Here is an 11,464-nt window from a genome sequence, read left to right as displayed (position 1 = left end):
TCCGTGCCACCACAGCCACTCAGCAGGAGAGCGGTAGCGAGCCCAGCGGCATACGGCATCCATGAGGTCCTTCGAGCGCGCACGCGCGATCCCCCTCAACATCTTCGTGTCGATTCGTCCCAGATCGTCACACAGTCTGGCGCGCCACGCATGTCGAAGCGCTGCGCCATCCACAGCCATGGACGATGCTCAGGGCAGTTGGTCTGGGATGGCGTCCAGAGGGCCGACCGTCCGGACCGGAGACAAACGTGTCCCAGCCCAAGCCGCGTGTGGACATTCCGACGGCGGTCGGCTCGTCATGAGGCACCGAAAAAACCTTGGTCCCGATCTACCTGCAGTGGCACCGTGGACGACCGAGCGCGCCGTCGACAACCAGCCTCACGCCGAATTGGAGCAGCGATGAGCACAGCCGGGACACAACGTGACCTTCCACAGGTGCTCGGGCCGGCCGACGCCGGCTATGACGATGCCCGTGCGATCTGGAACGCGATGTTCGACCGGCGTCCCCGTGAGATCTGGCGGTGCCGCGACGCGGCCGACGTCGCCGCTGCCATCGACAGAGCGAGGGCGCAGGACCTCGTGATCGGAGTGCGGTGTGGCGGTCACAGCATGGCCGGCCACAGCGTCCCGGCCGACGGCCTCATGATCGACCTCACGCCGATGGGTGACGTCCGCGTCGACCCGCAGCGGCGTCGGGCCTGGGTCCAGGGTGGGGCTCTGCTCCGGGCCCTTGATGTCGCGTCCCAGGCGCACGGCCTCGCCACCACGGCTGGCAACGTGTCGCACACCGGTGTTGGCGGCCTGACGCTCGGAGGAGGCATGGGCTGGCTCGCCCGGCAACGTGGGCTGGCCTGCGACAATGTCGTCTCCTTCGAGGTCGTGACGGCGGAGGGTCAATCTGTGCGCGCTTCGACGGACGAGAACCCGGACCTCTACTGGGGGCTGCGTGGCGGCGGTGGGAACTTCGGGGTCGTGACCGAGTTCGAGTTCGAGCTCCACCGGACGGGCACTCGGGCCGTCAGCGTCGAGCTCGACTTCCCCGTCCCCGGAGCCGCTCCCGCGGTGGCGGCCTGGCGGGACCTCGCGGCCACTGCCCCGCGAGCTGCGACCTACGCGGCGCTGGTCACTGGCGGGGTCGTGACCCTGGGCTTCGTCTGGGTCGGTGAGCCTGATGCCGGACGCGAGCATGCGCGGGCCCTCGCTGCACTGGGCAGACCATCGGCCGAACGGCTCGTCGAGCTCTCCTACCTCGAGCTGCAGAGCCGCGATGACACCACTCGCGGCCATACCTTCCGGAGCTACGTCAAGGGGCATTACCTGGACGAGCTGTCCGACGCCGCGATCGAGGCGTTCCTTGCTCACGACTCGAAGGTGGGCGCCAGCCTCCAGGCGTACGGCGGAGCCATCGCCGACGTGCCCGACGATGCGACGGCCTTCTCCCATCGGGCAACGGCGTTCGAGTACGTCGCCGCGACCCGCTGGAGTGATCCGGCCGAGGACGAGGGGCGCAAAGCGCTCGTTCGCGAGGGCGCGGCTCGGGTCGGGGTCCTCGCCAGCGGTGTCTACGTCAACACCCTCAGCGACGACGGTCTCAACGGGGTCCAGCGTGCCTACCCACCCGCGAAGCTCGCCCGCCTTCGAGCCCTCAAGGACCACTGGGACCCGGACAACATCTTCCACCTCAACCCGAACATCCCACCCAGCCGGGCCCCCAGCCCGACGACGTAACACTTCGGGTGCAGAATTTCGCCGTGCGGCATTCCCGTCGTGCGCCTCGCTGCGCTGCCGCCGCTCGCGGCGCGCTCCAGTGGCACAGTGGAGGCCATGAGCGATCCAGCCTGGGAAGCCGTCGACTCCTACATCAGCGACCTGCTCGTCCCCGAGGACGACGACCTCCGAGCGGTCCACGAGGCCAATGCCACCGCCGGGCTCCCCGCCATCGACGTGGCGCCCAACCAGGGCAAGCTGCTCCATCTCCTCGCGCGTCTCGCCGGTGCCCGGGCCGTGCTCGAGATCGGCACCCTCGGCGGCTACAGCACGATCTGGCTCGCCCGCGCCGTGGGTCCGCAGGGCCGGGTCGTGACGCTGGAGTTCGCGCCGCACCACGCTGAGGTTGCCCGCGCCAACCTCGAGCGGGCCGGCGTCGCCGACCGCGTCGATGTTCGGGTGGGCAGGGCCCTCGACACGCTCCCGACGGTCGAGTCGGACGGGCTCGGGCCCTTCGACCTCGTCTTCATCGACGCGGACAAGAAGAGCACCGCGGACTACGTGCGATGGGCTGTCCGGCTCGGGCGGCCAGGGACCGTCGTCATCCTCGACAACGCCATCTGGGACGGCGCCGTCGCCGACCTCGACTCGGCGGATCTCGATGCCCTGGGCGTGCGGGCCGGCCTCGAGGAGATGGCGCGGAATCCGCGGCTCGAAGCGACGGCGATCCAGACCGTCGGCGTCAAGGGGTGGGATGGCTTCGCGCTCGCCGTCGTGACGTGAGCCGATTCGCCCTACCCGTGGTGTCATGGAGGCGTGGTCAAGGCTCCGCACGGCTTAGCCGGCCTCGCCGTCAGCGGCAGCGTTGTCGTGCCTGAGGCCGAGCTGGAGGAGCGGTTCTCGCGCAGCTCCGGCCCGGGTGGCCAAGGCGTCAACACCACCGACTCTCGCGTGGAGCTGACCTTCGATCTGGCGACGTCGAGCAGCATCCCGGAGCCGATGCGTGCCCGGATGCTCGAGCGACTGCGGGGCCGTCTCGTCGATGGACGCATCACCGTCTCCGCGAGCGAGCACCGCACCCAGCTGGCGAATCGTCGGGCGGCCCGCGAACGGCTCGCCGAGATCCTGGGCGAGGCGGCGACCCCAGCGCCGGCCCAGCGGCGGGCCACGAGACCCACTCGCGGGTCACAGGAGCGCCGCTTGCAGGCGAAGCGCTCCCGCTCCGAGCTCAAGCGAGGGCGCGGCCGCCTCACCGAGTAGGACAGGTCGCGTGCCAGAGTTGACCCGTGCCTCCTGTCCTCATCGCCTGCTCGCATGGGACGAGCTCGCCCGAGGGGCAGGCCGCCGTGGCGGGCCTCGTCGCCGCAGTCGCAGCGCGGCGCCCAGACCTCGACGTGCGGGCGGCGTACGTCGACGTCGAGGAGCCGCGGATCACCGAGGTGCTCGAGAACCTCGCTGGTGAGCCGGCCCGGGTGGTCCCGCTGCTGCTCTCGGCGGGCTACCACGTCTACGTCGACCTGGCCGAGGCAGTCGCCGGCCATCCCAACTCCACGGTCGCCGCCGCGCTCGGCCCCGACCCACGCCTCGCACACCTGCTCGCGACCCGGCTCCACGACGCTGGCCTGCGAGACGACGACACGGTCTTCCTCGCCGCGGCCGGGAGCTCGGACACACGGGCGGTCGAGGACTGTCGAGACGTGGCCGAAGCGCTCGGTCACCTCATCGGCAGAGCGAGCTCAGCGGCATACCTCTCGGCGGCGGAGCCGCGTCTGGAGGCAGCGGTCACCTGGGCACGCGAGCGGGGCGAACGGGTCGTGGTGGCCACCTACCTGCTGGCACCCGGGTACTTCGCCGACCTCGCGCTCAGCTGCGGCGCCGACGTCGTGACGCCGCCTCTCCTGGTCCCCACGCAACCGCCAGCGACGGAGATCGTGGACATCGTCCTCGCGCGCTACGCAGGTACGCCGGGAACGTAGTCGGCCAGGCGCAGCTCTGGGGGTTGGCACTGTCTCCGGTTGGCCCTACGGTCGGGGAACGAGCGCCGCTGCGGCGCAGAACTGCTCAACGAGGAGCCTCACACATGCCCGTCCTGTCAGATCTCACTGCCGCACTTGCCGCGGGCTCCGTCCGGGTCATCGACCTCACCGCACCCCTCTCGAGCGAGACGCCACTGCTCGAGCTGCCGCCGGAGCTGGGTCAGACAGCCCGGTTCGAGCTCGAGGAGATCAGCCGCTACGACGACCGTGGACCGGCGTGGTACTGGAACAACTTCCACACCGGCGAGCACACGGGGACCCACTTCGACGCGCCGATCCACTGGGTGAGCGGCAAGGACCGGGATGACATCGCGACTGTTCCGGTCGGGGCGTTCGTGGCGCCTGCCGTCGTCCTCGACGTCACGGCGCGGGTCGAGGAGAACCCGAACTTCCTCATCGAGGTCGACGACATCGAGGCCTTCGCTGCCGAGCACGGTCCGCTGCCGCAGGGTGGCTGGCTGCTCTGCCGCACCGGATGGTCGGGCCGGGTCACGCAGGAGGAGATGATCAACCGGACGGACACCGGGCCGACGAGCCCGGGGATGTCCGTCGACTGCGCCCGTTGGGTGGCTGAGGAGTCGCCGCTCCAGGGCATCGGCGTCGAGACCGTGGGGACCGATGCCGGTGCCGCGCACTCGTTCGAGCCGGCGTTCCCGTGCCACTCGTTCCTCCTGGGCGCCGGCAAGTACGGCCTCGCGCAGCTGCAGAACCTCGACCAGCTACCCCCCGTCGGTGCGGTCGTCGTCGCGTCGCCGCTCAGGATCGTCGGTGGCTCGGGGTCACCGGTCCGGGTGCTCGCCCTCGTCGAGGACTGAGTCGTGCTCGTCGCCGAGGCGGTGGGGCGAGCGCTGGTCGCCTCCGGCGTCGACCGGGTCTTCGGCGTCGTGGGATCCGGCAACTTCCACGTGACCAACGCGATGGTGGCCGCCGGAGCCCGGTTCGTCGCGAGCCGGCACGAGGGCGGCGGCGCGACGATGGCCGATGCCTACGCGCGCACGGCCGGACGGCCCGCTGCGCTGACCGTGCACCAGGGGTGTGGCCTCACCAACGCGATGACAGGGATCGCGGAGGCGGCCAAGTCACGGACGCCGCTCCTCGTGGTCACCGCCGAGGCGACGCAGCCCCGATCGAACTTCTACGTCGACCAGTTCGGTTTGGCCGCGGCCGTGGGCGCGGTGGCGCGGCGGGTGGCGTCGGCCGAGACCGCCGTGGCCGACACGGTTGAGGCGGTCGCAACAGCGGTGCACCAGCGCGCCACCGTGGTGCTCAACCTACCCCTCGAGGTCCAGGCCCTCGAGCTACCGGAAGGGCAGCTGACCGAAACGATCGAGCTGCCGTCCGCGCCAGCGCCGCCCACGCCGTCGCCCCGTGCGGTCGAGCGCCTGGCTGCTGCGCTGTCGGCTGCGTCGAGACCCGTCTTCGTCGCCGGCCGCGGGGCGCGGTCGCATGCTGCCCGCGACGCACTCATCGCGCTCGGCGAGCGCTCGGGCGCCCTGCTGGCCACGTCCGCCGTGGCCAAGGGCCTCTTCGCCGGGGAGCCGTTCTCGCTGGACGTGTCGGGCGGGTTCGCCTCCCCGCTGGCGGCCGAGCTGATCCGCGGCGCCGACCTCATCGTCGGGTGGGGCTGTGCCCTGAACATGTGGACCATGCGGCACGGCGCCCTGATCGCGCCCGGCGCCACGGTGGTGCAGGTTGACGACATGGCGGATTCGCTGGGGGCGCATCGTGAGCTGACCTTCGGAGTCCACGGCGATGTCGCACTGACGGCCGCAGCCGTGGACGAGGCGCTCCTCGAGGAGGACCTCGGGGCCGGGGGCGCCAGCCGCGCGGGATACCGGTCTCCGGAGCTCGCAGCACGCCTCGCCCGTGAGCTGGCCTGGCGCGACGTGCCGTTCGAGGACCGGAGCACTGCTGATCAGATCGACCCGCGCACCCTGACCATCGCCCTGGACGACCTGCTGCCTGCGCAGCGTGTCGTCGGCGTGGACTCCGGGAACTTCATGGGCTACCCGAGCATGTTCCTCCAGGTTCCGGACGAGCGGGGCTTCTGCTTCACCCAGGCGTTCCAGTCGATCGGGCTGGGCCTGTCCACGACGATCGGGGCGGCGTTGGCGCAACCTGAACGGCTTCCCATCGCTGCGGTCGGCGACGGGGGCCTCATGATGAGCGTGGCCGAGCTCGACACGGTCCGTCGCCTCGGCCTGCCGATGGTCGTCGCGGTCTACAACGACGAGGCCTACGGGGCGGAGGTCCACCATTTCGCGCCGAGCGGGCATCCCCTGGAGATCGTCACCTTCCCGGAGACGGACATCGCTGCGGTCGCGCGCGGCCACGGCTTCACCGGAGTGACGGTCCGGACCGCCAGCGATCTGGACGCCGTCCGGGCGTGGGTCGAGGGCCCGCGCGACACTCCCTTGCTCATCGACGCCAAGGTCCGCGGTGACCAGCCCTCCTGGTGGCTCGAGGAGGCCTTCCGCGGCCACTGAGAGGCTGACCAGACCGAGGCTCAGGCCACCGCCTGCGCCAGCCCCCAGCCGAGGGCGCCCGCCCCGAGCCCGCAGCCAAGGCTCAGGAGCACGTTGCCGACGGCCGCCGCGATGGCACCGTCCTCGATGAGGCGAACCGTCTCGAAGCTGAACGTCGAGTAGGTCGTCAGGGCCCCGCAGAAGCCCGTCGCCGCGAGGGCGAGGAGCTCAATGGACGCCACGTCAGACGGCCCGGGCGCCGCGGCGCCGAGCAGGGCCCCGAGCAGCAGCGAGCCGCAGACGTTGACCACGAGCGTCCCCCAAGGGAAGCGGCCCCCGTGCCACCGCTGCACCGCCAGGTCCGTCACATACCGAAGCGGCGCCCCCACGGCCCCGCCGATCAGCACGAGCACGAGCGTCACGGCCCCACCCTCCGGGTCCGGGTCAGGGCGCGTCCCAGGAGCGCGCCCGCCACCACGGCGCCGAGCGCGAGCACGAGGGTCCCGACGAGATAGGCGAGAGCGACGCCCGCCTGTCCCTGCGACAGCAACCTCCGAGTCTCGAGCGCATAGGTCGAGAACGTCGTGAACCCCCCGAGCACCCCGACGCCGAGGAACGGCCGGACGTACCGCCGCGGCGGCCACACGTCCGTCACATAGAACATGAGCAAACCGAGCAAGCAGGAGCCGATCACGTTGATGCCCAAGGTCGTCCACGGGACACCGTCGGATGCGGGCTGCCACAGCTCACCGGCCGCGAACCGCGCCGCCGCACCGAGTGCCCCGCCTGCCGCGATGACCCCGAGCACGTCGAGACGGTCGCGCACGAGCGCGTGGTCGGCCTCGCTCGTCCGGACGTCATCGGGTGTGACGTCGGGGTCCACCGGGCCGTGCACGGGACCGTGCGCTGGCTGGGAGTCCATTCGTGTCCTTTCGCGCCGACGGGCATACTCGTGGCGTCCCGCTGTCCCTGCCGATGAAAGGGTATGCCGCTGAGCTCGCTCCGCTCCTACCTGACCATCGCGGGTCGGTCCAGTGCCGAGATCGAGGTGCGGAGGTCGCGGTTCATCTGTGACCTGGAGCGCGTGGAGACAGAGGAGGCGGCCCGCGAGTTCATCGAGTCGGTCCGCTCGGGAAGCCGCGATGCCCGACACCACTGCACCGCGTTCGTTCTCGGGCCCGATGGCACGATCCAGCGCAGCAACGACGATGGCGAGCCATCCGGGACCGCGGGCGCGCCGATGCTCGAGGTCCTGCGAGGGCGTGAGGTCAGCGATGTCGTCGCGGTCGTGACGCGGTGGTTCGGCGGTGTCCTGCTGGGAACCGGGGGCCTCATCAGGGCCTACGGCGATGCGGTGGGCGCTGGACTCGACGCCGCGACTCTCGTCACGCGCGAGCTGCGACTCCAGGCGACAGTCGATGTGGGCCACGCCGACGGCCCTCGGGTCGAGCACGCCCTCCGGGGTAGGCCCGGCACCGACGTCCTCGGCGTCGACTACCTGACCGCCGGCGTACGGATCCAGGTCGCCGTCGACCCGGACGCGCTCGAAGCCCTGACCGGAGCCACGGCCTCTCTCACGTCCGGAGCCAGCAGGGTCACGCCCGGCGCGGCGATCTGGGTGGACACCGACCGACACCGTCCCTGACCCACCGCAACACACCGAGCAGCGGCGAACCTCAGGCGGTTATTGCCGCAGGGGGTTCGCCACTGCTCGGTGTGTTGCGGGGTGCGGGAGGGCTGGGTGCGAGCGGGCGTGCGGGTGCGAGCTCAGCGGCATACGACAAGATGGTGGTCATGGCACTGCACCTTGCGACGACCGACGAAGGCAATGCACTGCTCGAGCGAGACCCACTCGCGCTCCTGCTCGGCATGCAGCTCGACCAGCAGATCCCGATGGAGAAGGCGTTCACGAGCCCGAGCGTCCTGGCCGAGCGGATGGGCGCCGATCATCTCGACGCGGCCGCCATCGCGGCGCTTCCGCCGGAGACGCTGCTGGAGTACTTCCGCACGCCGCCCGCACTGCACCGCTTCCCTGGGTCCATGGCCCAGCGCACCCAGCAGCTGTGCCAGGCGATCGTCGACGAGTGGGACGGCGACGCCGCCACCATCTGGGCCGGCGCCGAGTCCGGAGCCGAGCTGGTCAGGCGCATCGCTGGCCTGCCCGGCTTCGGCGACCAGAAGGCGAAGATCTTCGCGGCGCTGCTGGCCAAGCGGTTCGGCGTGGCGCCGCCCGGCTGGCAAGAGGCGACGGGCGACTACGGCCAGCCGGGCCATCGCTCGATCGCGGACGTGGTGGACGATGACTCGCGCGTCAAGGTGCGCGAGTACAAGAAGGCGAAGAAGGCCGCCCTCAAGGGTTGACTCCCGCGGCGGCTCATCCCTGCGCGATGAACAGGCCCGCCGCAGCAGCCGGTGCCAGGTAGAGCAGCGGGAACGGCACGTGGGACCACGCCCGCGCGTGAAGCACGGTGATGAGCGCGCCGATGAAGTACAGGACGAGCGCGGCCGCAGCCGCCATGCCCACGCTTGGCACCCAGAGTCCCACGATCAGTCCAAGGGCGCCGAGCAGCTTTGCCGTGCCGAGCCAGGGCCAGGCAGGGCGCGGCACGCCGTAGGCCACGAAGCTGTCGACAACCCAGGGCTGGTGCGTGAACACCGAGTAGGCCGAGAACCCGATCCAGAGGGCGGCGAAGACGATGACGATCGTTGCGGTGGTGCTCATGAGGCAGTCCTTTCGACGGCGGCGGCCCCACGGTGGGGGCGCCACTCCATCGACCCGCCAGTCGGGACGAATGTGACCGCCAGCAGCTCGGTCAGACGGATGTCGACTGATGAGAGGTCCGGACATCGTCGAGCGCGGCGGCGGTCTCGGTCAGCTCCCGGAGGGTGTCGATGAACCGAGCGGCCGGTGCTCCGTCGACCACCGCGTGGTCGAAGGTGACGGTCAGCGGCAGCATGGCCCTGGCTTGGATGACGCCGTCGTGGACGACCGGTCGCTCGGCGACGCCGCCGACCGTGGCGATCAGGGTCAGCGGCGCGAGCGGGATCGCCCAGCCCCATCCGCGCGTGAACATGCCGAGCGAGGTGACGCCGACCGCCGGGCCGAAGGTCGCGGACGCCCGGGGGCTGGTCGCGAGCATGCGGATGCCGGCTCGACGGATGGGGCCGGGCAGGCGCAGCAGCTGCGCGGTCAGCCCGCCCCGACGCTCCGCCTGGGGCGGGCCGTGCTTCGCCCGCGCCAGGACCTCGGTGACGTGGGCAGCCGACAAGCGGTCAGCGTCGCGGACCACGACGACGTCGAGCACCGCGTTGCCCTCCCACTGCCGCTCGACGGTCGCCCCCACGTCGACGCGGTCGAAGTAGAGGACCTGGTTGCCGGCCCGGCGCGCGTTCACCTCGGGGTGGCGGGCGACGGCACGGCCCACCGTGCTGATGACGAACCCGGTCCACGACACCTTCGGCTCGGCATGGCCGATGAGCTCACGCGCGTTGGTCACGTCGAGTTCCAGCAGCGCATGCACCTGCGCCTTCCGGCTTGCGCTCCACAGCCGGTCGAGGACTGGTCGCCGTTCCCGTGGGATGGGGCGGACGGTGTACTCGCTCAACGCCGGTCCTTCCAGAAGTCGCGCTCCCAGTGCCTTGGGTCATCGACGACCGCGGGACTGAGGTCGAAACGCATCGTCGCCCTCCGGGACAGGTCGTAGGCCGGCCACCCCGGGTCCCCGCTCGTCGCAAAGGCGATCCACGCCGCGTGCATGGCCCGGGCGAGTTCTTGGGGCGGCTCCGGGCCGACGAGCCCACCGAAGAGGGGTACGTCAGGCCGGGCGAGGTCGAAGACGAAGGGCACCTCGAGCGCATGGACGGCCCCGAGGCCCGGTGCGGGCCAAGCGAACTCGTACATGTAGGTGCGCGCAGGAACGCTACCCTGCAACCGGCCGTCGGCGAGCAACAGCGCCGGCACCCGCATCCACCAGTCGGTCTGTACGGTGGCGAGCAGGTCGCCCGGCATGAGGTCCGGGTACCTGGCCCGGTAGGCCGCCAAGGCCTCCGTCGCCTCGAGCCCATAGGCACCGAGCGACTGGTAGCCATAGTCCACGACCGGGCCCGTGAGCAGGTCGTCGGTGACCTGCGCGATCGCCCCACTCGCCACGAGCCAGAGCCGCCAGTCGTCCGTGTTCGTCCCGATCAGGACGTCGACGTGGCCGCTTGATCCGGCCCTGATCCGCTCGATGGGCGGGCCCGGCACGACGACACCGTCGACGGCGGGCGCCCACGGCAGGTTGCTCGCCACGACTCCCGCCCCCCAGCGGTCCGGGTCCGGGTTCGTCATCAGGTCCTGCTTGAGCTCGGCCTGCGCCGCGATGAACCGGTCGAGGCTGACCGCCGCCATCGCGTGGCGGTCCGTGGGCACGCCGAGCCGGTCGGCCAGATAGCCGGCGATGCGCAGGGCGTCCTCGGCCGGTGTCACGTGGTGAGCCGCACCACTCTGGAGGATGGCCCTGCGGAACAGCCCCTCCGCCCGCGGCATGGCCAGCAGGACGCCGATGCTCATCGCCCCAGCCGACTCGCCGAACACCGTCACGTTGTCGGGGTCGCCACCGAACGACGCGATGTTGTCGCGGATCCACTCGAGGGCCGCGACCTGGTCCAGCAGACCGACGTTGGCGATGCCGTCAGCGAGGTGCAGGAAGCCCTCGGCGCCCGGTCGCCAGTTGAGGGCGACGCAGACGACGCCGTCCCTGGCGAAGTTGCGGCCGTCGTAGGCCGCGGTGGAGCTGATCTCGAACATGCCGCCCTGGATCCAGACCATGACCGGCAACCGGACCGCGTCGGGGTCGGGTGTCCAGACGTTGAGATTGAGGCAGTCCTCGGACGCCGCGGCCCGCTCGATCGCCGCAAAGGCCGCGCTGACCTCCTCCCAGTCCTCCTTCGCGCCTGCTGCGGACCCGCCCGAGGTCGGCGGCGTGATCTGTGGCGGCTCCGGGCCGAGCGACGTGGCGTCGCGGATGCCGGACCACGGCTCGACCGGCCGCGGTGGCATGAGACGGTTCGCACCGAAGGGCGGCGCGGCATAGGGAACGCCGAGGAACACGTGGACGCCGTCGACGACGCTTCCGCGGAGCTCCCCCTGAAGGGTCTTGACCGTGGTACTCATCCCTCAACGGTCCGAGTCCTGGCCGGACGGAGGCAGAGGCAAAGGTCCCGAGGGCGCCGAGTGCACACTCGACTGGACCGGGCCCGGCGCCAACTGCACAC

General features: G+C 71.1%; 13 protein-coding genes. 8 read left to right on the top strand and 5 right to left on the bottom strand.

Annotation, left to right across the window (positions count from 1 at the left end):
* Positions 1-399 precede the first annotated feature (399 nt).
* The 6 genes from ABF401_RS01900 to ABF401_RS01875 all read left to right on the top strand — a co-directional run bounded on the left by ABF401_RS01900 (position 400) and on the right by ABF401_RS01875 (position 6,229).
* The gene (locus ABF401_RS01900; RefSeq protein WP_353507841.1) at positions 400-1,728 is read left to right on the top strand and encodes an FAD-binding oxidoreductase; all 1,329 of its coding nucleotides are present in this window, start codon (positions 400-402) and stop codon (positions 1,726-1,728) included.
* A gap of 96 nt (positions 1,729-1,824) precedes the next feature.
* The gene (locus tag ABF401_RS01895; RefSeq protein ID WP_353507840.1) at positions 1,825-2,490 is read left to right on the top strand and encodes an O-methyltransferase; all 666 of its coding nucleotides are present in this window, start codon (positions 1,825-1,827) and stop codon (positions 2,488-2,490) included.
* Positions 2,491-2,523: 33 nt separating this feature from the next.
* On the top strand, positions 2,524-2,967 hold the full coding sequence (gene arfB / locus ABF401_RS01890) for an alternative ribosome rescue aminoacyl-tRNA hydrolase ArfB (protein ID WP_353507839.1): 444 nt from the start codon (positions 2,524-2,526) through the stop codon (positions 2,965-2,967).
* 26 nt (positions 2,968-2,993) lie between these two features.
* On the top strand, positions 2,994-3,683 hold the full coding sequence (locus tag ABF401_RS01885; protein ID WP_353507838.1) for a sirohydrochlorin chelatase: 690 nt from the start codon (positions 2,994-2,996) through the stop codon (positions 3,681-3,683).
* 104 nt (positions 3,684-3,787) lie between these two features.
* Positions 3,788-4,558 (top strand): cyclase family protein, encoded by a 771-nt coding sequence (locus tag ABF401_RS01880; protein WP_353507837.1) that lies wholly within the window; start codon positions 3,788-3,790, stop codon positions 4,556-4,558.
* 3 nt (positions 4,559-4,561) lie between these two features.
* Positions 4,562-6,229: a thiamine pyrophosphate-binding protein gene (locus ABF401_RS01875; protein WP_353507836.1), complete on the top strand. Its 1,668-nt coding sequence runs from the start codon at positions 4,562-4,564 to the stop codon at positions 6,227-6,229.
* A gap of 20 nt (positions 6,230-6,249) precedes the next feature.
* Here ABF401_RS01875 and crcB (ABF401_RS01870) read toward each other — a convergent pair whose 3' ends face one another.
* Together crcB (ABF401_RS01870) and crcB (ABF401_RS01865) are read right to left on the bottom strand one after the other, a co-directional pair.
* Positions 6,250-6,630 carry a fluoride efflux transporter CrcB gene (gene crcB / locus ABF401_RS01870; protein WP_353507835.1) on the bottom strand — a complete coding sequence of 127 codons (381 nt, stop codon included), beginning with the start codon at positions 6,628-6,630 and terminating at the stop codon, positions 6,250-6,252.
* The gene (gene crcB, locus ABF401_RS01865; RefSeq protein ID WP_353507834.1) at positions 6,627-7,130 is read right to left on the bottom strand and encodes a fluoride efflux transporter CrcB; all 504 of its coding nucleotides are present in this window, start codon (positions 7,128-7,130) and stop codon (positions 6,627-6,629) included. Before crcB (ABF401_RS01865) ends, crcB (ABF401_RS01870) begins: the two co-directional genes overlap by 4 nt.
* A 63-nt stretch (positions 7,131-7,193) precedes the next feature.
* Between crcB (ABF401_RS01865) and ABF401_RS01860 the strand changes: the two genes are divergently transcribed.
* Entirely contained in the window at positions 7,194-7,853 is a 660-nt protein-coding gene (locus tag ABF401_RS01860; protein ID WP_353507833.1) for an IMPACT family protein, read from the top strand.
* 149 nt (positions 7,854-8,002) lie between these two features.
* Positions 8,003-8,569 (top strand): HhH-GPD-type base excision DNA repair protein, encoded by a 567-nt coding sequence (locus ABF401_RS01855; protein ID WP_353507832.1) that lies wholly within the window; start codon positions 8,003-8,005, stop codon positions 8,567-8,569.
* Between the two features lie 13 nt (positions 8,570-8,582).
* Here ABF401_RS01855 and ABF401_RS01850 read toward each other — a convergent pair whose 3' ends face one another.
* The 3 genes from ABF401_RS01850 to ABF401_RS01840 form a co-directional block, all read right to left on the bottom strand.
* On the bottom strand, positions 8,583-8,930 hold the full coding sequence (locus tag ABF401_RS01850; protein WP_353507831.1) for a DoxX family protein: 348 nt from the start codon (positions 8,928-8,930) through the stop codon (positions 8,583-8,585).
* 91 nt (positions 8,931-9,021) lie between these two features.
* Positions 9,022-9,813 carry a 2-oxo acid dehydrogenase subunit E2 gene (locus ABF401_RS01845; RefSeq protein ID WP_353507830.1) on the bottom strand — a complete coding sequence of 264 codons (792 nt, stop codon included), beginning with the start codon at positions 9,811-9,813 and terminating at the stop codon, positions 9,022-9,024.
* Entirely contained in the window at positions 9,810-11,363 is a 1,554-nt protein-coding gene (locus ABF401_RS01840) for a carboxylesterase/lipase family protein (RefSeq protein WP_353507829.1), read from the bottom strand. The genes ABF401_RS01845 and ABF401_RS01840 overlap by 4 nt, the downstream gene beginning before the upstream one ends.
* Between the last annotated feature and the right edge of the window lie 101 nt (positions 11,364-11,464).

The organism is Intrasporangium sp., from assembly GCF_040414665.1.
In the GTDB taxonomy this organism is placed as follows: domain Bacteria; phylum Actinomycetota; class Actinomycetes; order Actinomycetales; family Dermatophilaceae; genus Intrasporangium.
Note: the sequence above shows the minus strand (reverse complement) of the source record. Positions and strands in the feature narration are given on the sequence as shown.